At 50.1% G+C, this 24,587-nt stretch carries 24 protein-coding genes; 7 read left to right on the forward strand and 17 right to left on the reverse strand.

The window, feature by feature from the left end; all coding sequences use genetic code 11:
* Positions 1–114: 114 nt before the first annotated feature.
* The 10 genes from RAHAQ2_RS17765 to RAHAQ2_RS17810 all read right to left on the reverse strand — a co-directional run bounded on the left by RAHAQ2_RS17765 (position 115) and on the right by RAHAQ2_RS17810 (position 8,434).
* Positions 115–2,205: a YjbH domain-containing protein gene (locus RAHAQ2_RS17765; protein ID WP_037040305.1), complete on the reverse strand. Its 2,091-nt coding sequence runs from the start codon at positions 2,203–2,205 to the stop codon at positions 115–117.
* Positions 2,205–2,948, reverse strand: coding sequence for a capsule biosynthesis GfcC family protein (locus RAHAQ2_RS17770; protein WP_015698554.1), 744 nt, complete (start codon positions 2,946–2,948; stop codon positions 2,205–2,207). Before RAHAQ2_RS17770 ends, RAHAQ2_RS17765 begins: the two co-directional genes overlap by 1 nt.
* The gene (locus RAHAQ2_RS17775; RefSeq protein ID WP_015698555.1) at positions 2,945–3,601 is read right to left on the reverse strand and encodes a YjbF family lipoprotein; all 657 of its coding nucleotides are present in this window, start codon (positions 3,599–3,601) and stop codon (positions 2,945–2,947) included. The genes RAHAQ2_RS17770 and RAHAQ2_RS17775 overlap by 4 nt, the downstream gene beginning before the upstream one ends.
* A gap of 75 nt (positions 3,602–3,676) precedes the next feature.
* Positions 3,677–3,892 carry a hypothetical protein gene (locus RAHAQ2_RS25125; RefSeq protein WP_015698556.1) on the reverse strand — a complete coding sequence of 72 codons (216 nt, stop codon included), beginning with the start codon at positions 3,890–3,892 and terminating at the stop codon, positions 3,677–3,679.
* 287 nt (positions 3,893–4,179) lie between these two features.
* Positions 4,180–4,866 carry an EAL domain-containing protein gene (locus tag RAHAQ2_RS17780; RefSeq protein ID WP_015698557.1) on the reverse strand — a complete coding sequence of 229 codons (687 nt, stop codon included), beginning with the start codon at positions 4,864–4,866 and terminating at the stop codon, positions 4,180–4,182.
* A gap of 75 nt (positions 4,867–4,941) precedes the next feature.
* Positions 4,942–5,538, reverse strand: a complete 597-nt coding sequence (locus RAHAQ2_RS17785; protein ID WP_015698558.1) for a helix-turn-helix transcriptional regulator — start codon at positions 5,536–5,538, stop codon at positions 4,942–4,944.
* A gap of 1,056 nt (positions 5,539–6,594) precedes the next feature.
* Complete coding sequence (locus RAHAQ2_RS17795; RefSeq protein ID WP_015698559.1) at positions 6,595–6,852, reverse strand: helix-turn-helix domain-containing protein; 258 nt, start codon at positions 6,850–6,852, stop codon at positions 6,595–6,597.
* Positions 6,849–7,298, reverse strand: coding sequence for a hypothetical protein (locus tag RAHAQ2_RS17800; RefSeq protein WP_015698560.1), 450 nt, complete (start codon positions 7,296–7,298; stop codon positions 6,849–6,851). Before RAHAQ2_RS17800 ends, RAHAQ2_RS17795 begins: the two co-directional genes overlap by 4 nt.
* A 319-nt stretch (positions 7,299–7,617) precedes the next feature.
* The gene (locus RAHAQ2_RS25725; RefSeq protein ID WP_156105441.1) at positions 7,618–7,755 is read right to left on the reverse strand and encodes a hypothetical protein; all 138 of its coding nucleotides are present in this window, start codon (positions 7,753–7,755) and stop codon (positions 7,618–7,620) included.
* 130 nt (positions 7,756–7,885) lie between these two features.
* On the reverse strand, positions 7,886–8,434 hold the full coding sequence (locus RAHAQ2_RS17810; RefSeq protein WP_013576895.1) for a helix-turn-helix domain-containing protein: 549 nt from the start codon (positions 8,432–8,434) through the stop codon (positions 7,886–7,888).
* A gap of 98 nt (positions 8,435–8,532) precedes the next feature.
* Here RAHAQ2_RS17810 and RAHAQ2_RS17815 point away from each other — a divergent pair, with 98 nt between their 5' ends.
* On the forward strand, positions 8,533–9,201 hold the full coding sequence (locus tag RAHAQ2_RS17815) for an AzlC family ABC transporter permease (protein WP_015698562.1): 669 nt from the start codon (positions 8,533–8,535) through the stop codon (positions 9,199–9,201).
* Positions 9,198–9,521 carry an AzlD domain-containing protein gene (locus tag RAHAQ2_RS17820; protein ID WP_015698563.1) on the forward strand — a complete coding sequence of 108 codons (324 nt, stop codon included), beginning with the start codon at positions 9,198–9,200 and terminating at the stop codon, positions 9,519–9,521. The genes RAHAQ2_RS17815 and RAHAQ2_RS17820 overlap by 4 nt, the downstream gene beginning before the upstream one ends.
* A gap of 51 nt (positions 9,522–9,572) precedes the next feature.
* On the opposite strand, the gene RAHAQ2_RS17825 is transcribed toward RAHAQ2_RS17820, so the two are convergent.
* Complete coding sequence (locus tag RAHAQ2_RS17825) at positions 9,573–10,934, reverse strand: APC family permease (protein ID WP_015698564.1); 1,362 nt, start codon at positions 10,932–10,934, stop codon at positions 9,573–9,575.
* Between the two features lie 607 nt (positions 10,935–11,541).
* Between RAHAQ2_RS17825 and RAHAQ2_RS17830 the strand changes: the two genes are divergently transcribed.
* Positions 11,542–12,348, forward strand: coding sequence for a helix-turn-helix transcriptional regulator (locus RAHAQ2_RS17830; RefSeq protein ID WP_015698565.1), 807 nt, complete (start codon positions 11,542–11,544; stop codon positions 12,346–12,348).
* On the opposite strand, the gene RAHAQ2_RS17835 is transcribed toward RAHAQ2_RS17830, so the two are convergent.
* The gene (locus RAHAQ2_RS17835; RefSeq protein WP_015698566.1) at positions 12,335–12,973 is read right to left on the reverse strand and encodes a LysE family translocator; all 639 of its coding nucleotides are present in this window, start codon (positions 12,971–12,973) and stop codon (positions 12,335–12,337) included. The two genes, RAHAQ2_RS17830 and RAHAQ2_RS17835, sit on opposite strands and share 14 nt — an antisense overlap.
* Positions 12,970–14,262, reverse strand: coding sequence for a hypothetical protein (locus RAHAQ2_RS17840; RefSeq protein WP_015698567.1), 1,293 nt, complete (start codon positions 14,260–14,262; stop codon positions 12,970–12,972). Before RAHAQ2_RS17840 ends, RAHAQ2_RS17835 begins: the two co-directional genes overlap by 4 nt.
* 305 nt (positions 14,263–14,567) lie before the next feature.
* Here RAHAQ2_RS17840 and RAHAQ2_RS17845 point away from each other — a divergent pair, with 305 nt between their 5' ends.
* From RAHAQ2_RS17845 to RAHAQ2_RS17855, 3 genes are read left to right on the forward strand one after another with little or no spacing between them, the layout of a single operon-like run.
* Positions 14,568–15,386, forward strand: a complete 819-nt coding sequence (locus RAHAQ2_RS17845) for a transporter substrate-binding domain-containing protein (protein ID WP_015698568.1) — start codon at positions 14,568–14,570, stop codon at positions 15,384–15,386.
* Complete coding sequence (locus tag RAHAQ2_RS17850; RefSeq protein ID WP_015698569.1) at positions 15,386–16,210, forward strand: amino acid ABC transporter permease; 825 nt, start codon at positions 15,386–15,388, stop codon at positions 16,208–16,210. Before RAHAQ2_RS17845 ends, RAHAQ2_RS17850 begins: the two co-directional genes overlap by 1 nt.
* A gap of 44 nt (positions 16,211–16,254) precedes the next feature.
* Entirely contained in the window at positions 16,255–17,391 is a 1,137-nt protein-coding gene (locus RAHAQ2_RS17855) for an aminotransferase class I/II-fold pyridoxal phosphate-dependent enzyme (RefSeq protein WP_015698570.1), read from the forward strand.
* A gap of 81 nt (positions 17,392–17,472) precedes the next feature.
* On the opposite strand, the gene RAHAQ2_RS17860 is transcribed toward RAHAQ2_RS17855, so the two are convergent.
* The 4 genes from RAHAQ2_RS17860 to RAHAQ2_RS17875 all read right to left on the reverse strand — a co-directional run bounded on the left by RAHAQ2_RS17860 (position 17,473) and on the right by RAHAQ2_RS17875 (position 22,015).
* Positions 17,473–19,257 carry a chitinase gene (locus RAHAQ2_RS17860; protein WP_015698571.1) on the reverse strand — a complete coding sequence of 595 codons (1,785 nt, stop codon included), beginning with the start codon at positions 19,255–19,257 and terminating at the stop codon, positions 17,473–17,475.
* 664 nt (positions 19,258–19,921) lie between these two features.
* Positions 19,922–20,863: a LysR family transcriptional regulator gene (locus RAHAQ2_RS17865; protein ID WP_015698572.1), complete on the reverse strand. Its 942-nt coding sequence runs from the start codon at positions 20,861–20,863 to the stop codon at positions 19,922–19,924.
* Between the two features lie 141 nt (positions 20,864–21,004).
* Positions 21,005–21,547: a glycoside hydrolase family 108 protein gene (locus RAHAQ2_RS17870; RefSeq protein ID WP_015698573.1), complete on the reverse strand. Its 543-nt coding sequence runs from the start codon at positions 21,545–21,547 to the stop codon at positions 21,005–21,007.
* A 21-nt stretch (positions 21,548–21,568) separates the two neighbouring features.
* The gene (locus tag RAHAQ2_RS17875; RefSeq protein WP_015698574.1) at positions 21,569–22,015 is read right to left on the reverse strand and encodes a winged helix-turn-helix domain-containing protein; all 447 of its coding nucleotides are present in this window, start codon (positions 22,013–22,015) and stop codon (positions 21,569–21,571) included.
* A gap of 447 nt (positions 22,016–22,462) precedes the next feature.
* On the opposite strand from RAHAQ2_RS17875, the gene RAHAQ2_RS17880 reads away from it, so the two are divergent.
* Entirely contained in the window at positions 22,463–24,529 is a 2,067-nt protein-coding gene (locus tag RAHAQ2_RS17880) for a glycoside hydrolase family 18 protein (RefSeq protein ID WP_015698575.1), read from the forward strand.
* The last annotated feature ends 58 nt before the right edge of the window (positions 24,530–24,587 follow it).

Raw genomic sequence — 24,587 nt, forward strand, 5'->3', positions numbered from 1 at the left:
AGGCTTATAATAATGGACTTCATTAACTGTCTCCTGACATGCTGAAATATCAGAAAAAGAATAAATAAGTCATTTTGTAGGTGCCTGTCTATTCCAGTCAGGCACAACCTTTCATTAAGGCAACTGCGGCGTATCTCTGTCTGAAGTAATACCGTATAAACCGTACTGTCTGCCCAGCATCTGGCCACCATCACGCGTCAGCGGTGTCCAGCTGACCGTTGGCGTGCTGCGTGTTGGTTTGACCGTCAGCAAGTCCAGCGGAACAGAGATATAGAAACCTTTAGTAAAGGAACCTTCACCGTATTCCTGTTTCGAGACATTCGTCAGCGTCGCATAGGCTCCCACGGTGACACCACTGTCAAAGCGTTTGGAGAGATCCAGCGTGCCGCCCTTGTCTTTAGCCAGATATTGCCCGACGCTCATTTTCACCAGCACATCATCCATAAACGCTGGCCGCCAGTAGGCTGTCAGGTTGCCGGTGGCAGTTTTGTAATCGGTGAAACGCATCATGTCGTCCCAGTCGCGCTGTTTGACATAGTTGGCATCAATGCCCAGTGCCCAGTCAGAATCCAGTGGCCGGTAAAGCACTTCGCCCCCGACGCCGCCGTACATCATCTCCAGATAACCGCCATAAACTTGCCCGTAGAAACCGTTGCCCAAATACCGGAAGTAGTTGGCCTGCAGGTTATTCACATAAGCATCGTTCTGGACGTATTCACGGATATGCGTTCGTACGCGTGGCAGAGAAGAGTCATTACTGACGCCGTTATAGCGGAACTTATCGTAGTTATTGGCGATGTTGCCAAACACGCCGCCATCGACAAGCAGATGATCTGTCAGCCAGTAGTTGGCATCCGCCAGCAAGCCGACCTGATACATGTAAAAGTTTTCAGGGCCGCCGACGGACTGTCTCAATACCGGCGACAGGCTGTAATTAAACCGGTCTTTGCCGATAAAGAATCCCTGACCGACGTCCGTGACAGGTTCGATCCGTTGCGGGTTCAGGGATTGTTCCTGGCCCAGCGGATAACCCTGTTGCTGCTGGCGCAGACTCGCCACGCGGGTACGGGTGGTGACCATCGGCATGCCAAAGCGGTTTTGGGTAACATCCAGCGTGTCGACATTCTCCGGCAGATTATTCAGCATGATGAGATTGGCACGCTCTACGCCTTTGGACGTATTGCGATATTTATCCTGCTGACCCGTGACGTTAAGCGTGTTGTCACGAATGTCGATACGCGGTTCGCTAAACCCGGCATTTCCTTTCAGCTGAGCCAGCTGACCGGTCGCGACACTGTAATTAACCATTCCCGCGCTTTGCGGCTGTGGCTGATAGGCAGGAACCGGATCATCAATCTGATGAGGTACCCACTCGTTCATGTTACTGCGCAGGGTAAAACCGAACATAAAGGTATTGCCGCGCTCGTAGCTGGCGTTGACATCCATCCAGCTGGCCAGGCGATAAACAGCACCGAAGTTAAACTTACTGTTCTGTTTTAATGCCCCGGCGAAGTCATCGCGGTAATTATTGCCATCGTATTCCATTTTCAGGCGTAACGGCTGCCAGGGGGTCTGATACTCCACGCCACCGAATACCCCCGCAGGTCCGCGGAACATATCATTGAGTGAGATATCGCCGGTGGAATGGCTTTGCGCGCGGGTACAATATTTATCGCTGGCTTTGCAGAAAGGGTTCGTGATGTTGCCGCTGTTGCCGATATAACCCCAGCCGACCCCCAGCGTGAAATCTAACGGTCCGGCCGCTTTACTGGCGACCAGATACTCACTGTCGAACAGGCCCGTGCCGCCGATATCACGCTTGCCGAACGAGACCTGCGGCAGATAGTAGCCCTCTTCCCACAGCCTTAATTTCACATCGAAAGACTTGTCTTTATAGGTCTGGCTGCCGCTGAAGTTCGGATCACTACTGTAAAGCCGGTTACGCACGTCGGTATAACGCAGCGTGGTCTCCAGCCAGGGAAACAGCGCCATCGAGACCGAGTAAAAACGATAGAGATCGTTATCGCGGTAGTTGGCGCTGAATTCCCCTTCTTTGGGGACCCGTGCCGTCGGTGTTTGTAAAAGTCCCGCGCCGCCAAAGTCGGACTGCGAAGGGCCAAGAGGTTCATCATACGTTTGCGCCCGGGCAGCATTAGCGCAAACCACGGACACAGCAAGCAGGCTGAGAAGATATTTTGGTTTCATCATTCAGGGATCCGGTGCGTCAAAACAGAGATGATGTTCTGATTAAGGTTTTTATACTGGCGCGGCAGCGTCCAGTCAGAAAAACCGACCCAAATGATACTGCCCGGCTGGGCTTCAACGTGGCGATAGTTCCAGTACGCGACCGGTGCAACCCGGACGGCTCCATTGGGATCAATCACCACGGCTTCATTCAGATTGGCACCAGAAAGAAACTGATGATCCGCGAGATATTCACGCACCGTGCGTCCCGCGACCCACGGCTGCTTTCCCGTACCACTCACCGCCCCCAGCAGCAAGACGCTGCCGGGACGGGTTGCGGTATAGACACGATAATCGCCCTGTAACTGGCGGTTAGCGGCATTGTTGTTGAGGATCAGATCCGCATCCATCGGGGTAAACTGACGGCCGGTAACCCGCAACCCCTGCAACTGCTGAATAACGCGGTTAATGGTCTGCTGCGTATCGCCACTTTCGGTGGCCCCCCAGGCTTTCAGCTGGTTCTGCATGTACAGATACTGTTGCTGCGCCTCAGGCGTTGCGGCAGGCACGGCAATGACGGTGCCGGGCGCCCAGGACTGGCGGATCAGGTCAGACTCCGCCATCATCTGACGCATATCTTTAATATGGCTGAGTACCTGCGCAGGCTGCCCCTGAGAGGCGCTGGTGTATACGGCCACGTTACCTTCGGAAAATGCCATCCCCGGCAAGGCGCTAAACATGAATAAAAGCGTTTTTATTTTCATGCTGGTGGGATCCCCGCGTTGGCAGGTTTGAGCAATGTCATACTCACCGGCATAGCTGCTCCTAACCTCTGATGACTTTTGAGTACTAATCCGCTCTGCGGATCCACCCAGAACGTGTTTTGCCAGCGGTCACCCGTGGCCTGAAGCGTCACATCCTCGCGCCACACCTGGCAGGCAACGACTTTTCCGGGAAGCGTCAGGGTTTCGTCGTCCTGACGGCTGAAACGGGATGCCACCACCGATGACAAGGGCTGCCGGTTCTCCGTCCAGCGCATCAGGCGTGTCCAGCCCGCCCCTTCATGCAAACCGGCGGCATGCAGCAACGGGTCTTGTTGCAGGTTGGTAACTTCCAGCAGATCGCCTTGCGAATAACCGGTTGACCGGACCAGGCGACCATTTTGGGTGATAAATACCACCTGGTCGCCGGTACTCCATTTTTCGAAGCCATCCTGGAGATAGCCGACCACAAAGATTTGTGCTGACGTAGGCAGTTTTAAATAAATGCTGCCGTAAGGAATAGCGGCAATTCTTTGGGGTGGCACCACAACATCCTGCGGCCCCTTAACGGCAACCTTGAAAGTATCAACCAGACTGTTTTGCGAAGGGGTACATGCTTGTAACAAGAGGCAGAGGAACAATAAGGAATAGCGCACAAGTGATTCCCTATATCTTTATTATCATGTGGGAAAATAACCACACGGATGTGTGGTTATAATTAAGTGACTTAATTAGCGTGAGGTTGTGGTGGTAGTTGAGGTATTTGTGTTGCTATTACCATCACTATCATCGTTACCTACAGCAATCAGACCTGCGGCTAATATTGCGCCACTGGTGCCGACCACGGCCGCTACTGTTTCCCCTGAGCTGAGTTCAGCAGCAGATGTTGTCTGCGAATATAGCGGCAGCAACATCAGGGTAATAACAGAAAATATGAATTTTCTCATAATGACTCCTCTTCAATTGACAGACGAATTGTTCACCCAATAACCAATGGGCTCTTTGAGTATATCAACAGAAAATAATTATTCTACCCTTTAAGACCGCGCCATATTTTAGCTATGCTACCGCCCCTGGTTTACGGCTACCAATTTGCCAAACTATAATCCCGGTAATAATTCGCACAGGTTACCCTCGCCAAAATATTTCAGGCGATAGGTCCCGCACGTTTAAAACAACCGCAATAATTAGCTATTCGTGCTTATTATGGGGTTATTATAAACACTTGATCTTTTCAAAAAAATGACTGTACTAATTCATCCTGACTATAAGGTAACCATAATGTACCTTGCATAGCCCGAATATCACTGCCGCTTAAGTACTCAATATGCTGCGAATTCTCGACACCGTTGATAATAACGCCACTGCAATAAGGCCGGAGATGGGTGATCATTTTTCTTAGAGATTGAGTTCCCTGATGTTGCCAAAAAAAGACCTTACTGATTTTTATATATTCAAACTTTTCGCCCATCACAAGCGTAAGACTGGTGTTACCTGCGCCAAAGTTATCCAGCCATAAAGGACAACATGCAGCTAAAGACCGAAGCACAGGGCGTTCCTGCCCGGTATTGAATTCCTGAAAATCCTCACTCACTTCAAGTCTTATATAGTTGTGCTGCTGTAAAACCTTTTGTATAGCCTGATTGCTGGCAATGTGCACCGCAATCTCATAGTCAATATTGATCGACAATAAAAAGCCGTTGGTGATAAAGATGCTTTCATTCACACAGGCTGTCGTGACCTGCTCGAAGAAGTTCTTCACCTTCTCTTCAGCAGAGAGAGGCAAAGCGTAATCCTCTGAATTGCCGTTGCTTTCCCGTATGTTCCTTTTCTTAACCAGCTCAAAACCAAGCATCACTCCCGAGACGGACACGATGGGTTCATACATGAAGCCGGGATGACTTCTTTTGAGTGATCGCATTTCTTACCCCTGAAAAATAGCAACGCCTGGTGCACTGACCTGCACTGTGCAGGGTCGGCTTAAAAAGTTTTCTTTTTATCTGACAATTCTGTTACCCACGGCATGTTTGTGCAAAAAGAACAAAGCTGAACTGCTGCTGGCATCGACGCCTATTTTTCTTAATGAGTTGCATTTATGAACACTTATCGTTTTAACACTGAGCTTTAGAATATTTGAAATGCTGGTGACAGACAGACCAGACATCATCATCACCAAAACTTTTTCTTCCATCTTGGTAATATTATAATTGAATTCTTGCTTGTTAATCGCACTGCCCTGAAGCTGAATGAATTGCTCGACCGATCTCTCGACATCTGCCAGATCACTCTTCTTCTTAAGGAACTTAAACTCCTTTTTCAGTAAAAGTTCGAGCATTAACATATCAACCGCTGAAGACACAATCAGAATTCTCTCCGGGTCCAATATATTCAGATTTTCTCTTAAAAACTCATAACACCTGTGGAAGCCACCGCCTGACGGATCGATGATTAAGTAATCTTTCGCCAACAAGTTCACCCCATCGCTCTGGTCATATGAGATGACATTGTCAACGTAAGGCAGCTTCTTGGAGATTATTTCTTTTAACGCCAACTTGGTAAATTGGCACTCACTCCAGATTATTACCCGAGGCATTGGGCCGCCTAATTATGTGGTTTTAAAAACGCTCAAATTCTGCCTCGTTAATCCGGGGAAGAATAAAGCACTCTCAGAAAGAGATAAGAAAAAAGAATGTTTAGATCCGCTCTAAAACATATTTAAAACTTTTCAGTATCTGTACGTAGAGTAATACGCAGCCGAAACTCTTCAAATCGTTTTTCTCGCTCATAATAAGACCTAACAATAGGTTTGACCGATCGATTTACACTTTCTTATCGTTAAATGCATGCCTGTTTTCTAGGCGCATTCTTACAGTTATTCCCAATTAATAATCAAAATGTGACGTATACGACGCTTTTAGGCTTAGCGGCTCCAAAAATCTAAGAACTTTCTCAGTAAGAATCTCTCTCATTTAAACAACTCCACGAATGCACTTAATTATCTGAATTTTTGTTTTAAAACAGGATATTTCACTTTTTTAAGTATGATTTCAGATTTAGCTTTTTACGAAAGCTAAACATTTACATTTCATTACTGAGTCATTATCTGAAAATTCTCTCAAAAAAACTCACCTATTGCGCTTTTATACACAGTTGTGCATAGCGATTAACCGGGTAATTAAGCTATAAATTTTCCAAGAGTATTCCTAGTGATGGTGACAGACCATATTTAGCCTTTATTTTCAGACAAATAACAGTATTTATCCGATTTTATTATCCAGTAACAACATGGACTATTCTTATATAAAAGCCGTTTTAGCGTACATTATTGCAGTCAGGCCGGAACGATTAACACTGGAATCTGTATGGCTATCAGATAACTCGGATAAATATTAAAAAAACCAATTTTTCAATATGATGAATTTACACACAATGACGGGAAACGGATGGCCCATAAAAAACCAGCCTTTCGGCTGGTTGATGTTTTTGAGCAGGCTGATGACAGGTAAAAGAACGGTTTGTTTACGCTTATCCCGCGACGTCGCTGAAAACGCTGCGGGTCACATCTTGCACACTAAAAGCCAGGTCAGACCGGCGGAAAATAGCGTGGCGAAAAAGCTGCTGACGTTTTGATAGCGGGATTAACGACCTGTCATTCCCCTTTCGCCTGTCGGACTTTCCTTTCAACCGGCCTTCCGGCGGTATCGAAATACCGGCTCGGCCAGATTTTTTCTGGCGGAATACCCATTGCCTCTGCGATCAGCTTTTCCCCTTTCGGCCACGGACGCGTCAGGGCATTCGTCAGCGTTGATGAGGCAAGTCCTGCGGCACGCGAAACGGCGGCAAGCGTTGTCTTTCGTTTTCTAAGCGAAGCGATAATGTCGGCCTGGTGCCAGTCATGATTTTTCATGCCAGTTCCTCCAGACCCTGCGCCGTTCTCAGATACCGGGGTGCCTGTAAATCCGCAGCGAAGTAACTGACCAGATCATAAAGAAGCCCGGTCAGGGATTTTTCGGACTGAGCGCTGACCTCGCGGTTTATCAATATTTGCGTCAGGGTGAGACAGTATTCCGCCAGTTGTTCAGAATCAGGCTCAAAACGGGGGACAGAGGCAGGAATTGCATCTGCCGTCAGGCTGTTAATCAGATGAGGTGGAACAGGATTGTGCAGGCCGGATTGCAGCCTGTTCAATGCCGTGGCCAGAGAATCAGAGATTTGGCGGCGTTGCAGCGGATTGTCGCTTTCTAACAGCGCTTCAGCACATTGTTCGCAATGCGCAGCCAGCGCAGTGAAATCCGTGGCGACATTAAAAGGAAAGGCTTTTAAAGAATGAACTTGGGTTGGGGTCGTAGCCATAGTGGTAGTCTCTGGTAAGGGTTACCAGTAAAGTCAGGCAGGAGGTCAATCCCGGCACCTGATTTTGCAGGTGCGGGGAGAAGATACAACGGTGACGAAACCACGACAAGAAACACCGGCTGGTTTTCCAGGACGTCTCGCAAAAATTATTAACGCACCTTCTGTACCCGGACCGCCGCTAAAAAACAATGTGACGAAGAAGCGCGTTAATTATTCTGCTTATCTCTGCCGGTAAGCTTCGAAAGCGTAATAAATAGTAAAGGTAAAGATCTTTGAGGCAATACTGAGTAAGGACCGGATAAAGCGGATAAAACAATTATTATGCTGCATTGAGTTTATTTCTCATGCGAACCATAATTTTTATGAATTTGGGGCCATCTTTTATAAGGCCATATACAGAATCAGGAGAAATAATAATCCCGGCAATGCGCGTTGCAATATCATCAATGTCAGTCATGTAGTCCCTTAGCGATAAATAATTCCCATGTAAATTGTAGGGCATTCATCACTCCGCAACCAGACTCTTCATTGCGCCTGTCTGTCGCAAAACCTTTCCGGGATCACAACTTAATCATTAACACAAAACCTCAACTCTGCTCTGATACCAGTACCGCCATGGTGTCCGGTTCCAGCGCGCGAAAGATGTGTTCTACGTCGGCAGGATAGGAAATGTAATCTCCGGCATTCAGTTCTACCGGTGAATCCACCAGCCCGACCAGGGCGCGCCCCTGGGTGATGATGATATGCTCGACCGACCCCTGCGGATGCGGGCTGGAAATACGGTCGGCTCCCGGCTGGGTGGTCAGCAGATAAATATCCCGGCGCGCAGCGGGCGGACAGGTCGCGAGTAATACCGCTTTATAGTCCGCCAGTTCTGCCACCACCGCCGGGCCTTCACCCCGTCGGATCACCTGCATCTTATTCACTTCCGGCTCCATCAGGCGCGCAAAAGGAATATTCAGCGCCACACACAGCGCCCATAACGTTTCCAGACTTGGATTCCCGTTGCCCGCTTCAAGCTGGGAAAGCGTCGATTTGGCGATACCGGCACGGCGGGCGACTTCCGCCAGTGACAGACCAGCCCGCTGGCGTTCACGAACCAGTCCCTTCGAAATAACGCTAATAGGTTGTGACATAATCTTATCCTGATCAGTATAACGAACGATCGTTCGACTTGAAGAACGATGCAGATGCGTTCATTATAATGGAGACTTGTTCGTTATGGGATTAAATTATGTCTGCGCGTTTCTTTTCACCGCTGGGAAATGATGTGCTGAAAGCCATCTTTCTGGTGTGTCTGGCCGATGGTCTGGTCGGAATTTCTTATGGCTCACTGGCGGTAGCCGGCGGTTTCCCGCTGTGGGTGCCGCTGATGCTTTCGCTGCTGGTGCTGGCGGGGGCGTCGGAGTTTCTGTTTATCGCCATTGTCGGCGGCGGCGGCAGCCCGTTTGCGGCGGCGGCGGCCGGATTACTGGTCAATGCGCGCCATTTACCGTTCGGGATTGCGGTGAAGGATCTGGTGGGCAGCAAAGCCATGAGCTGGCTGGGTTGTCACATCATGAACGATGAAAGCGTCGTGTTTGGCATCTCGCAATCTACCCATGAAAAACGCAAAACTGCTTACTGGTTATGCGGCGCAGGCATCGCCCTGGTGTGGCCGGTCAGCGTGGTAGCCGGGGCGTACATCGGTCAGTTCATTGCGGATATCAAAGCTATCGGCCTTGATGCCGTGTTCCCGGCGATTTTGCTGGGATTGATTTTTCCGGCGCTGCGCAGCCGCAGAACGCGCATTCCTGCCACCTCAGGCGCGCTGATTTCGCTGGCGGCGGTGCCTTTCGTTCCGGCCGGTATGCCGGTGCTGTTTTCACTGCTCGGATTGCTGGCGTGGAGGAACCGAAAATGACCTCACACAGCCTGATGATCGCGGGAATTGCGCTGCTCGCCGCCGGAACGTTTCTGATGCGCGTGGCCGGTTACCGGCTGGGTTCACGCCTGAATTTCTCCCCCGCCACGCAGACAATGTTATCGGATGCCGCGACCACGTTATTGCTGGCCGTGGCCGCCACGTCGGCATTGTTCGAAGATCAGCATTTCGCCGGATTCGCACGGGTCACCGGCGTCGGCGTGGCGTTGCTTTTAGCCTGGAGAAAAGCGCCGCTGATGGTGATTATTATTGCGGCGGCAGCCGTCACGGCGCTGCTGCGCGGATTGGGCATTCCGTAAACAGAAACGAAAATGGCTCCCGCAGGAGCCATTTTTCACACCGGTGGTGAGTTACGCCACGTCTTCGTATTGCGGTACCGGATTGCGGAAACTTTTAGTCATGCAGGCCAGATATATAAAGCCGATTGCGCCCCAGATAAGCCCCAGCACCATCGAGCCTTCTTCCAGATTGACCCACAATGCGCCGACCGTCAGCGCGCCGCACAACGGCAACAGCAGATACTGGATATGATCCATAACGGTTTTGTTGCGCTTCTCGCGGATCCAGAATTGCGAAATTACCGACAGGTTGACGAAGGTAAAGGCCACCAGCGCACCGAAGTTAATCAGCGCCGTCGCCGTGACCAGATCGAAATTAATCGCCAGCAAGGCAATGGCACCGACCAGCAGCACGTTGAAAGACGGCGTGCGCCATTTCGGGTGGATATAACCGAAAAAGCGTTTCGGGAACACGCCGTCGCGGCCCATCACATACATCAGGCGGGATACGCCCGCGTGCGCCGCCATACCGGAAGCCAGTACGGTGATGCTGGAGAAAATCAGTGCGCCAAACTGGAACGCCCTGCCCGCCACCTGCAACATGATTTCCGGCTGTGAAGCGTCCGGATCTTTGAAGCTGGAGATATCCGGGAAATAGAGTTGCAGGAAATAGGTTGCCGCAATAAAGATTATGCCGCCGATGAGTGCCGTCAGGAATATCGCCCGTGGGATCACGCGCTCGGCGTCTTTGGTTTCTTCCGATAAATTACTGATGCCGTCAAAACCGGTGAAGGAGAAACACAAAATGGTCGCGCCGGTAATCATCGGTACGGTATGCGCATTTTCCCCCCAGAAGGGTTGGGTACTGGCCAGCGTGCCATAGCCGGTGCCGTGATCAACGCCATAAATCACCATGCCGGTGATCACCGTGATCAGCACAATCTGCAAGACAACCACCAGCGTATTAATGTTGGCGACCGTTTTGATGCTGCGCAAATTCGACAGCGTCATAAAACCGACCAGCACGACGACAAATATCCACGACGGCACTGACGGCACCAGCGCTTCAAAATAGATTTTCGCCAGCAGAATGTTGATCATCGGCGCGAACAGGTAATCAAGCAGCGACGACCAGCCGACCATAAAACCGACCACGGGATGAATGGCTTTTTGCGCATAGGTATACGCAGAACCGGCGGAAGGATAACGGCGCACCAGCTTGCCATAACTCAGCGCGGTGAACAGCACCGCGATCAGCGCGAAAGCATACGCCGTCGGCACATGGCCGTCCGTCAGGCCGGAGACAATACCGAACGTATCGAACAATGTCATGGGCTGCATATAGGCCAGGCCTATCATAACAACCGGAATCAGCGTAAGCGTTTTACGTAATTCCACGCGGGAAGCGGTACCTGTCACGGCATTATCCGACATGATGTTGATTTCCCATGACGGAGAACGCGGCATATTGAGAGTGCTGCACCATTTATGTTTCCTTGCGACAAGACTGTCGGTATTTAAAAGTGAATATCTATCCGGTACTTAGCCCGGCCTCTGGTATTTGAAGGTTTTCTTGTATGAAGAATGCGTCGTTCAATGACCGAATAACAGGCCATCCCCGTTTTGCGGGGCGCATATTTTGCCTTATTAAGTATTGAATTTACAAGCCGGATAAGAATAAACACGGTCAATAAATAAAACAGACAGCCAAAACGAGCACGTATTGCCAAAGCCGTCTGCCGGTGGTTTTGTTAATTGTTTTTATCCTGTAAAACAAAAATGAATTCCCGGTTATTACCGTTATAAAATATCGGCAGCGCCTGAGTGAAAATAACGACTGCGGCTGTTAATTAACATTCAGACAACATTACGCCGCGTCACGCCGCCGGTTTGACCTATGGGCAAAATCTGAAAATTTCACCCGTTGAGATGAGAGATGAATTTTCCTCGCTTTTGTGGTTAACAATTTGTGCTATAAATTTTATATAAGAAAAACCGATACCCTCTCTTTTCAGCACAGCAAAGATTTTCGGAGTGCAACGTGTCTCTTTCTATTTCTGAATGGACGATGGCTAATGACATTGAATGCTCGCATCTGACGGCGAGCAACGCTGCATTTCCGCGTCACACTCACGATGAATATGTCATCAGTGCCAATCTGAGCGGTACGGAAGAAATCTGGCTGCACGGTAAAACCGAACTGGTGCGCGGCGGCGATGTGACGATTTACAATCCGGCCACCGTTCAGTCGTCGCTGTTCGGTAACGACAAGGTCGAATTTCTCAGCGTGCATATTCCGCAGGCTTTACTGCGTCAGGTGTCGGTTGATCATAATCTGCGTTCCGATCATTGCGCGCCGGTGTTAACTGAAGGCGTGCTCAGTAATCCCGCGCTGTTTTCCGCGCTGTGTCATTACAAACGCACGCTGAACGATGACGATCAGGAACAGAATTTGTTGTGGCTGCTGGGAGCATTGCTGGAAGAGCCCGCCAGAGAGCAGGAACAATCTTTGCGGCCAATTACACTGGCGCTGGATTTTATGCGCGAACATCTGACCCGGAAAATCCACCTCGACACGCTGGCGCAAATCAGCGGACTGAGCAAGTTTCACTTTGTCCGCCTGTTCAGCCAGCACATCGGTATGCCACCGCTGCAATACCATATGCAGTTGCGTTTGCTCGAGGCCAGAAACCGGCTGCGTAAAAATAATAATGCGCTGGATGTGGCGATAGGGCTGGGCTTTTATGATCAAAGCCATTTCATTAATACATTCCGTAAGATGATGGGGATCACTCCCCATCTTTATTCGCTGTCACTTCATGCATCGCAGACACTTATACCAGGATGAATTCGCGATAACCGGTGATCACCACATACAGCGCGAAGTAAGAGAAGATCGCCGCTGAGGCCACATAAGAATATTTCAGCATTTTGGTGCCGAGCATTTTTCCGCCAAGGCTGCCGACGGAACAGATCACCATCGTCCAGAACACGCCCGCAATAAAGAAACCGCCCAGGAACCACGAGGCATTCACCGCGCTTCCCTGCCCCATGCGGGAAATCAGCGCACCACCGACGGCGGCAAACCATAAAATAGCCGTCGGCGAAGACATCGCCAGTACGATGCCGCGGCCAAAATTACGGATGACAGAGCGCGGCTGCACGCTGTCACCGGCGCCCAGATCCTCCGCCGGTGCCAGGGCGGCGCGGATCATTTTATAGGTAAACCACATCAGCATCAGCGAGCCACCGACCCACAGTATCCAGCGCACGCTCTGGTATTGCAGCAAAATCGTCATGCCCGCCAGCGCCAGCACCGCATAAATTAAGTCGCCGATGCAGGTGCCGATGCCCAGCCAGAATCCATGGAAATAACCGCGCTGCATCGCCAGCGTCATCATGGCGATATTCGCAATCCCAATGTCCAGACACAGCGACAGGCTGAGTAAAAATCCATTTGAAAACGGCATCATAACGGGACTCTCTTAATTAACTGGTTGTATTCAATCATGTCATTAGTGGTACCGAGGCGCGCCATCAGTATGTCGACATCTTCAGGGTGGTTGTGCGGACAATATTGCAGCATAAATGCCTGCGCACGCTGTGCATCGCCGCTCAGCAGTTCTTCACTCATCAGGCGGGTAAGATCTGCCATTTGCGGATAAAACAGGTCGGGGTGGAAATCAAGGGTCTCCGCCGACAGATCAATGCAGCCGTGTTCGCGCAAATAGTTGAACTGGATCCAGGCCGCCCCCGCATCCGGATAACTTAACGGGCCGCGGCGCAGGTAACGCAGCATTTCGAGGAAATAGATCCGCGCCAGCACGATCCGGTCGAGTTGCAAACCGGCGGCCACCTGCGGCGTGAGGCACATCAGCAAACCAAACTGATCGGCCAGCGCTTCCTGCACCATCATCGATCCCCAGCGGTCAATTTTGCTGAGTGCCGGGAAGACGTTTTCGTTACGCACCAGCGAATGCCCGAGGTCGTGCCCGCGGAACCAGGCAATCAGATATCGCTGGCACACCTGGCTGTCTGGCAGCATGCCTTCGGTCCAGCCCATTCTGGCGGCTTCGGTACGTGAAAACAGCTCGAACAACTGCTGATAAGTATTGGCAAACACCACCGTGCGTTTGACCGGCGAATACTTCAGCCCCTCGTCTTCCGGGAAGAAATAGGCAAAGTGTTTGGGATAGGTATTGGCTTCACCGGCAATGCCAAAGAGGTTGATAATTTTGTAGGCACAGCCCGGCATCGCCAGCAAATCGGCGGCGATTTCTTTTTGCAGATACAGCAGACTTTCCGGAAACAGGCTGTCCATCACGTCGGACACTTCCTGTAAAACCGGTGCAGGTTCGCCGAACCACGACGAGTAGAAACTCTGTCTGGATTTCCCCACCCATGTGGACGTGTTACCGATGCCCAGCACCAGTTGCTGTTCATTCAGACCCGCAATTTGCGGTAATACCTTTTTTCCGCAACTGTCATCTGCCAGCATTTCCGCGCGTAAAAACAGCCCGCGACGGGTATCAGGATCGTCAAACAGCGGCGCTAAACGGAAACACTGAATCGACATCTCTTCGCGCAGGGCATCCAGCAAGCGGCTTTCACAGGCCGCCTCGAGCTGGTTGATGGCTTCGGTCAGACGCAGGCAATAATGAATAGTTTGCAGAGCTTTAGGACTTAAATTTTCCGGCGCATCCAGATCCATCATGGAGACCTGATATGCTGCGGCGGCTGGCCAAAATGAGGTAGTAAACATAGTTTCAAACCCTTGAGCACAATGGAGGGAAACTACTTAAACACTCCCCCGCGGCGGGGTATTGGAAGAAATTGCGCATAAGTCTGAACGCCGGATATTGCCCCCGGCGACTACAGTTAAGCTAACGTCAGGGTGGGGTGACTGAGTTAGCCAGCCGCCAAAGTAATGCGCTGCATTTCGGGGGTTTTTCCGCAGAGTTCACTGTAAGTCTGAAAAGGCACAATGCAGACTTCTATACGTCTAAAACTTAGTGTAGGTTTTTACAATTAACTCCCACTCTGGTTACATTTAAGGAAACTCTGTTTATGCGCACTCCGTTTGTAGCTGTGACTCTCCTTGCCGCCACCCTGTTTTCTGCTGCCTCATTTGCCGGTGCGACGCTGGATCGCGTGACCCAAACCGGTGTGCTGCGCAATGCCATCGTTAACGATTACCCGCCGTTTGGTTTTATTGATGATAATAACCAGTTGGCTGGTTTTGACGTTGATGTGGCGAAAGCCGTGGCGCAGCGTATGGGCGTAAAACTTGAGATCATCGCGCCGGGCTGGGAAACCATTGTCGGCGGCAAATGGCAGGGTCGCTGGGATACCTGTATCTGCTCGATGACGCCAAACACCGAGCGCGCCAAAGTGCTGGATTTTCCGACGCCGTATTACAATTCTCCGGCGGTGTTAGTGGTGAATAAAAAAGACGACCGGATTAAATCGGCAGCCGATCTGAGCAATAAAAAGATTGGCGTCGGCATCGGTTCGACTTACGAAACCTATCTGCAAAAAACGCTGGTGATCCCTGGCAGCAAACCCATCGCATTCCCGTTCGATAACGTACACGCGATCCCAAGCGACGAAGAAGTGGCGTTCCAGAATCTGGCGCTCGGGCCGGGTGTGCGCCTCGACGGCGTGATATCAGATTTAGCCACCGCCAATGCCCGCATCAAACGCGCGCCGGTGTTTAAAATTGTCACCGAGCTTTACGCTGAACCGAACTGGGTGGCAACCGACAAAGGCGACGCCGAATGGGACAAGAAAGTGGCCGACACCATCAAATCGCTGCGCGACGACGGCACGCTGGCAAAAATCTCTCAGCACTGGCTGGGTGAAGATATTACCCGCGAGGTACCCTGATGCCACAAATCCCGGACAGCCAGCCGACAGTGGAAACGCCGGAGCGCTGGCACCACGCACACGCGTTTAAATTTAAAACCGGGCTGACGTGGCTGATTTTGCTCAGTCTGCTGCTCGGTACGTTCAGCAAAATGGGGCTGGACTGGAGCCTGATCAGCCAGAAATTGCCGTTCCTGCTTGGCCTGCGCCTGTCGCCGGACGGCTTTATTCAGGGGGCGGCGCTGACCATTATGATCACCGCCTGCTCGATGTTTTTCTGTCTGCTGATTGGCCTGATCACCGCGCTCGGACGGATGTCGGAAAATGCGCTGGCGTTTGGCTGCGCAACGTTTTATGCCTCGCTGTTTCGCGGCACGCCGCTGCTGGTGCAGGTGCTGATTATCTATCTGGCGCTGCCGCAGGTGGGTATCGTGCTCGGGGCGCTCAGCTCAGGCATTATCGCCCTGTCGATGAACTACGGTGCGTATCTGGCGGAAACCATCCGCAGCGGCGTGCTCTCGGTGCCGCGTGGTCAGCAGGAAGCCGCGCTGGCGCTCGGCGTGTCACGCTGGACGGTGGCGGTGCATGTCACCGCACCCCAGGCGCTGCGCATCATTATTCCGCCCGCCGGTTCGATGTTTATTTCGATGCTGAAGGATTCCTCGCTGGTCTCGCTGATGGGGCTGTGGGAGCTGAACTTTCTGGCACAGTCTTACGGGCGCAGCACCTACCGGTATATGGAAATGCTGGCGACCGCCGCCGCGATATACTGGATTATGTCGATTGTGTTAGAGCTGCTGCAAAGCCGCCTCGAACGCCGTTTCGCACAAGGTCAGCGCCGCTAAACGTTGTATTTTCAAATGTTCTGACTTTTTATCGCAGGTATATCATGGCCTTCCCTGAAGATTTTCGTTTAATCAGCTACCTTTCGCGCCTCGAACAGGCTGTGCGTTTTCCGCTGTCCTCTTCCTATCCTGAATCGATGAACCTCGATACGCTGTTTGAACTGGCAGGGAAAGAACACCGCGCGCCGTTCATGCAGACCATGCTGGATTACCCGCCGTTGCGCGGAACGCCGGAACTGCTCGATGCCATCGCCTCGACCTATAAAAATATTACCGCGCAGGACGTCATCAGTTTTGCCGGTGCCGACGAAGCGATTTACGCCAGTTTTCAGATGCTGCTCAAATCCGGCGATCACGCCGTGGTGATCACCCCGAATTATCAGTCGCTGGAAAGCGTGCCGTTATCGCTGTGTGACGTCACCGGCGTAGCGCTTGATGAAAATAACGACTGGGCGCTGGATACCAATCAAGTCCGCGACGCGCTGCGCGCCAATACCAAAGTGCTGGTGATTAACTTTCCGCACAATCCGACCGGCGCGCTGATTAACCGTCAGCAGCTCGACGAACTGATCGGGTTATGCCGCGATCGCGGGATCTGGATTTTCTCGGACGAAGTGTACCGGCTGACAGAATTTGATCCGGCAGACCGGCTGCCGCAACTGGCGGATGTTTATGAGCGCGGCATTTCACTGAACGTGACCTCAAAAGCTTACGGCTTGCCGGGGCTGCGCATCGGTTGGGTGGCCTGCCAGGATAAAGCGTGGATGCGGGAACTCGAGCGCATGAAGCAGTATCTGTCGATCTGTAATTCCATGCCCGGCGAGTTTCTCACCACGCTGGCACTCAATGCCCGCGCACCAATCCTTGAGCGGGTGATGGAACGCTCACGTCGCCAGCTCGTAACACTGACTCAATTCCTGGCACAATACCCGCACCTGTTCAGACTCAGCGTGCCGAAAGCCGGTGTGCTGGCGTTCCCACGTTTTACCGGTGAGCAAGGGGCAGAAGCCTTTGCCACACAACTGGTGGAAGAAGCCGGTGTGATGGTGATCCCTTCTGTCGCCTACGCGTCAGAACTGAACAGGGTGTCGGAAGATTTCCTGCGTATCGGTTTTGGTCGCGAAAATCTTGATGAAGCACTGGGCGAAATGGGGAGATGGCTGGACAAAAGCGGCCGGTGAAGGGATGAAAAAAATGGGCGCGGAAATCGCACCCATTTTAGTTTTCCCCGATAAACGGAAACCTGACTTGCTACTTACAGCTTACTGACAGGCTTTGATCTCTTTCCACTGTGACCATTCGCCGGTGAACGACGGGTTACCTGGCTCATTATTCTGAGTCCAGTAATTCGCGAGATACTCTTTCCCTTTCCAGTTAACACTTTCGCCGCCGTAATACACTTTACCGGCATCCCAGTTGTCGGCGCAGCCGGTGCTGGTGCCTTCCTCAGGGATCGGCAATACCTTCGGTGTCACCGTCAGCACGTAGGTTGCCACACTGCTTTTCTTCGCGTCGGAGACGGTGAGGGTAAAGTTAAAGCTCTTTTTAGTGGTGACGACAGGCGCGACAAAACTCAGCGACTCACGATCGTTACCCGCGAGCGTAGTGCCGTTTGGCAGCAACCAGCTGTAAGTCAGTTTATCGCCGTCAGCGTCGGTAGATTCTGCTGCATTGAGCGTCACATTCGCCTGGCTTTCCACATCACCAATCGGACCGGAGAGTTTTGCCACTGGCGCAGAATTACCGTCAACCGGGGCGGGCGTCGGCTCCGGTGTTGGTGTCGGCGCAGGTTCAGGCGCAGGTGTCACCGCTTCCTCTTTCCCGGCATCATCGACCACTTTCACGTTAAAGAAGTGCTGAACGCAGCGTTTGTAATCGCCCTCTTTAAACGCGGAGAACGGTGTCTGATAACCAACCAGTTGACAGGAATACGTCAGACCGGTTGGCGTTTCGGCGGACCATCCCCAGTCCTGTTCCCAGTACTGCGGCAGCGCACCGGCTCCACCTTCATCAAACTGTTTCATGTTTTTACAGCCCAGCACTTCATTAGCCGGAACCGGTACTTTCAGGTATTCCGCTTCACTTTTGTAATATGAAATACGGTTCAGGCCCTGGGCAATTTCCTGTGCGCCACCACATTCAACACCACCGTTGATGATCTGAATGGTCACGCCGAATCCCGGTACCAGACCGTTGGCTTTATCGCGGTCATTCGGCTGCCAGGTGCCGTCGATCACATGCAACATACTCGGCTTCGGTGCCTGCGGCGTCACATAGAAGAACACCGCGCTGGCGAGGTTCAGCCAGGTGTCAGCCACCAGCTCCGGTTTATCCAGCAGGGTTCTGACCGTACCAAACATCGCATCGGAAAACGGCCCGTAGTTATAGTTATACGAAAGCTGCTTGGCACCGCGACCGAAGTAACTGATAAAATCCCCGTCGGCATCTTTGCCGCAAGGCCAGGTTTGTCCCTGCCAGACGGCCGGATTGCACTCACCGTTATAGCCGCCTTTCTGCCCTTCTTTCCAGCCCATTTCGCGCAGATAGACCAGTCCCTGACGCCACTCGGCTTCGGGACGCCAGTTCTCGTGACCGCCGGTTTCCTGGGCGAAGTGGGCAAACATGGTCGCCAGCCCTTTACGGCAAATGGCGTCCGAATCACGCCCGTCGGTGTAAGTGCCGCATACTGCCGGGAACTTGCCGATGGCTTGCAGGAATTTGGTGTAGGTATAACTCGGATCACGCAGCGGGAAAATGTGTTCCCATTTATCACTGCCCAGAATGCTGTCCACACGCTTTACGTTGGCCGGATTATCACTGCGGCCGGGGGCGATTTTGTCGACGGAAGCATTATCCAGTGTGCGGATAGACGCCTTCACTTCCTGCATCAGCGGATTTTGAGTCAGGCTGTTTTCTTTTTTGATCAGATCACTTTCTTTGATGACATAAGGGTCTGACGTATCGGCTGCCATTACCGGAGCAATAGCGGTCATCAGACAGGAGAGTGTAATAAGATTCAAAAGGTATTTATCTTTAGTTCTGCGCATAAGAACAACCTTATATAAAGAGTCGAAGTTAAATGCCGAAAATTATTTTCCGCATAAGATTAACCGGTCAGAGTTTCCGCACTGATCCCTGCCCTGTCAGTCAAAAGGCTAATCGCATACACGCATCCAGGCTAATAAAAAACCAGGCCATAAACATCATAAAAAACGGATGATATTTATTAAAAACCCCTTATAAATTCATTCGAGGTGCAATAAAAAATGCGGACTGATCACCCGGAATCAGCCCACATATTTATAAATAAATTTTGAACATTCAGTGAATAAATTCGTTTACTGTTGGGCCAGCGCAAAGGGTTCCGCCAATTTTTTCACCCGTTCCCTACTCTAATTAATAGTGGCCCGCCTGACACACCGCCTATACCGGAGACTATCAGGATCATATTAACCCCCATATCCCTTTTGATGAAAACAATGCTTAGCAGAAAACCGATGGAACTGAAGACTGATCATGACGAAAACCTTAAAGGTTAATTAATAAACATTCAGATAACGGCAACAATGATAATCCCGCTCTCATCAAAGCAATCATTACTTCAGTTCAAAAATTAATTTTAATAATCCGGCGCTAATTTTTATTAAAAAATCATTAAAAAATAAAAAACACTCTCTTAAATCACGTTAACCGCATTGCTTGCCACATTTTTCATATTGATTCTGCGCTTTTCAGCTGTGACATCACCAGATGAACATAGCGTCGTTTACTGCTGTTTGTAAGGTAATTCATGTAAACCGGGGAGTCATTTATTGAAATTTCTTCTGGCAGATCAAAGTACTTTAACTTGCAATGCCGCTCCCTGATAAAGTAATCCGCAAGCACTCTGGGTAACACAGTGAGCATATCACTGCGTTCGAGCGCGCTGATGATACCGTTGATAGAAGAAGAGCGGTAAATGACTTTAACCAGGCCCGCGTATGGGGTATTAATCGTCAACGTCGTGCCGAGAAGGCCGGTAAAATCATTATAAACACCGTCGTTATAGACAGCGTGAGGTAATGCGTAGTAATGCATCAAAGCCAGTTCTTTTTGGTTTGACAATAAACTGTTGGCACCGCATAAAATGACGAACTCATCCATGGCATCAATTTTAATTGAGGTGATTTTATCATGTTTCAGGTCATGATGAGAAATAATGACATCAATATTGGCCTGTAACAAACTCCTTACCATTTCATCACTCTTAATATTCGTTGAATTAGAAAATTCGACCTTTGCTGACTTTACACTGTCGTTCTTATACATCCGGTTAAAATAATAATCCTCCAGAACATCCGGACACATTACCCGTAATATCGCTCCCGAGGGCCCTTCGGTTCTTGATGAGTGTAAAACATCTTCAATAATTGTAATGGCGTTTACAAATGAATCATGGATATCCAGCGCAGTGGCGGTGGGTTTCAGACCCGTGGCCGTGCGGTAAAACAGTTCCTCACCCAGATGTCGTCTGAGTTTATTTATCGATAAGCTCACAGCGGAAGGCGTGAGATTGAGATTTTCCGCTGCTTTTGAAATATTCCCAGAAATAATCACTTCGTTCATTATTTTGATCAGATTGTAATCGAAATTAATCGCCCTAGGCTCACTCATTATTTACTCTCCAGATAAAGGGGGGTTTACTGCGAAATAAATAATACAACTCTTTATGCATGCAGTTTTCATAAAAATCCATCTTTAATTTTGAGAAGCATTTTAAGTGTCATACACGTTAATCACATATTCAGATAATACTTAAAGACTTATCCGTCCCTTCATCCAGCCGTAAACAAACGACTCATTTGCACTACGCCCTTCAGCCAGTTCCAGATAGCGTTGCCCCTGGCTGCAATTGAGGGAAGTGACGAGCACACAGGTTCCCTCGTCGCCACGTTTCTCAATGAATTGTGTTAACGCCTTTAGCGTACCGGGGCCGATTTTTCCGTCCACCGCGATATCGGCATAGTGTGCTTCATCGTGATTAAATACATTCAGCCAGCGTTGCAACCATCGGATTCCCACAACCGGTCCCATGTTGGTGCCGGTATCGCACAGCTCCAGCGCCAGCGCGGGTGCAATGGCATACACTTTGTCGAATCCCGGCTGATACCAGTAATTCTTTTCAAGGATCAGATAAGCATCTTCTTTCGTGAAATCGGTCATTTTCCCGGTATAGCCATAACTGCGGGCCGTTTTTTCGGTGATACCCCAATGGGTCGGACCGCCGGTATCATGCGGATGGTCAACATATCCACCTTCGTTTTCCAGTACAGAATTAATCACGGGGTTGGTAAACATAGGTATTCCTCCGGACAACAGTTAAAGTTGAAGCGTCAGGAACAACGCGGTACCGAGCAATAGCACTGACACTACAGAACCAAACACCAGCAGCCATGGCCTGAGATTTTTGACTGCTGATGGTTTCTCTTCGATAACTTCGACAGTGGCTGAGGTACTGACACGGATGCCTGATTTCGGCACAGTAATAAAGAATTCATCCAGCCCGGCAAATTTAAGATCACGGCGGATTAAATAAAGGGTCTGGGTCAAACTGGCATCGCTGGTGAATTTACTGCGGCTTCCCCATAACGCGACAGAGATAGCCTCTTTCTCAATCACTTCATCCTTTGCATGTTCAATAATATAGCTCAGACAACGTGCTCTCATTGAGGTCAGTTTAATGTTCACATCACTATGAAGTTTTTTAAACTCCTTGGTTTTTTCATTAAACACATATTCGTTATTTATAAGATATACAGCCATCATCTTCGCTCCTCCATTATTTCAGCCATCTGACTTACCCTCTTAATCTTTGCTGATGATTAAGCGTATCTGTTTTTATTATTTTCACCACAGGCAATAGGATTAATATTAAGTATTTTAGTTAAGATGAGACTGAACCCAAAAAAATGGGGGGTTATTAAGTAAAACTCAAAAACAACTTAATTGTCACTCAACACACAGGAAGCACGCAACAATCTGAAAATCAATGCTTTTTATGATTAATTTGTGATATGTCTTTTTATCATCAACGTGATTATTGATGACAATAAAACCCGCCAAATTTCGCCATCCGAAAAACAACTATAAATTTTATAGTAGTCAATTTTATTTATCTCGCAATATGATTTGTCGGCTTTTAATTTCGGGTCAAATATATCCACCAGCAGCAACCGGCTGTTTATCTACTCATTCAAAATTTAGGAAAATACTATGCCTACCAGCAAAATCATTAAGACCGATGAGTTAACCCAGTCCTCTTATACTCTGGACGGCTTTAATCCAGCCACAGAAACTGAAAATTACAGCTATACGTCGGCACGTGTGACGAAACCGGTTTATAACAAATACAATACGGCGAATAAGCCAAAAGTATTTGGCTATTATACCGACTGGTCACAATATGATGGTCGTTTGCAAAATGCACAGGCAGGCAAAGAAGCCCGCGGCCGCGGTTTTGACCTCGCAAACATTCCACCTACGGCTTACGACAAAATCATCTTTGGTTTCGTTGGGATTGTTGGCGACCAGGGTGAAAAAGCCAATACCGTGGCCAATGCCGCACAACAACTGGGTAAAACCACCCATCAGGCGACGTTCCTGGATCCGTGGGGTGACTTTGGATCCTCCGTCAATAACAACCTTAACAATCCGGGCTGGGTGGAACTTTCTCCGGCCAGCGCGACGCAAGCCAATGTAAAAGGTCTGGTCGGTGGCTTACGTGACCTGCAAAAACGCGCGAAAGCAGTGGGTCATGATCTGGTGCTTTCGATGAGTATTGGTGGCTGGACGTTAAGTAACGGCTTCCACAATATGGCAAAAACCGCAGAAGGTCGTTCCATCTTTGCGAAAAGTGTTGCCAGTCTGTTCACCCGTTTCCCGATGTTCAGCGAAGTGGATATCGACTGGGAATACCCGGGCAATGCGGGTAACAACAACCCGTATGATGATAATGATGGTGCGAATTATGCGCTGCTGATTGCTGAAATCACTAAAGAGATGGCTGCCATCAAACGTTCTGATGTAAAAATCAGTATTGCCAGTTCCGCTGTGGTCGCCATTCTGGAAAAATCCAACGTTCCGGCCCTGCTTAAAGCCGGTCTGTATGGCGTTAACCTGATGACCTATGACTTCTTCGGTACGCCGTGGGCAGAAAAATTGTCGCATCACACCAACTTGCATGCACTGGTTGAAGGCGGCTGGGGCATTGACACCATCATTGATTATCTGCTGGCGAAAGGGTTCCCGGCTGACCGCATGAACGTCGGGTATGCCGCTTATTCACGTAACGCGCAAAATGCGGTGCTGGAAAGCTATTCTCCTTTAGAAGGTACCTATGCTCCTGTTGAAGGTAAAACCACCCTCGGTACCTTCGAAAGCGGCACCAGCGAATGGTATGACCTGGTGAATAACTATCTGGATCTGGAAAACCAAAGAGGCCGTAACGGCTTCGAGGTGTATACCGATCAGGTTGCCGATGCAGATTATCTGTATAACAAAACTACCGGTATCTTTATGTCAATCGACACCCCGCGCTCCGTGCGTGCCAAAGGGCGTTATGTCATTGAAAGAGGGCTGGGTGCACTGTTCACCTGGACTATCGATCAGGACAACGGTCTGCTGGTCAATGCGGCACGTGAAGGGCTGGGTTGCACCGTACAGAATCAGGTCATTGATATGTCACCGTTCTACTTTGAAGGGGTGAATATCGACGGTCAGGTACCGGATGATGAAGTGCCAGCAGAAACCAATACTGCGCCAACTGGCGACATTGAGTTGCAGGTATTCAGCGGTGCCAAAGTGCGACTGAGCGCGGCAGGCTCTGCCGATAAAGAGAACGATAAACTCACCTACAAATGGAGCGCACCCGCGGCTATTGCACTGTCCTCGTACAATGCAGTCACCGCAGACTTCACGGCGCCGGAACTGGTCAGCCAGTCTGACTTCAACTTCACGCTGGTCGTCACCGATGAACAGGGTGAAAAATCGGTATCGAAAAGCATCGTGGTAACAGTACTGGGTAACGCAGCCGTTGAGCCAGAGCCAACTCCGGAACCGACACCTGAGCCGACGCCTGAGCCAACTCCAGAACCTACGCCTGAACCGACACCAACGCCTTCAGCGGGCAACTATGCCGCCTGGGATGCCAGCAAGGTGTACAACACCGGCGATAAAGTCAGCCTGAACGGTAAGGATTATATGGCCAACTACTGGACGCAGGGCAATGAGCCGGGCAAAGCAGAATTTACCGGCGAATGGTCACAGTGGAAGCAAATCTGATTTATTTCTGACACGTTCAAACACGTCAGAACACGCATAAAAAACTCACGGGGCCTTG

Source organism: Rahnella aquatilis CIP 78.65 = ATCC 33071, from assembly GCF_000241955.1.
Lineage (GTDB): Bacteria > Pseudomonadota > Gammaproteobacteria > Enterobacterales > Enterobacteriaceae > Rahnella > Rahnella aquatilis.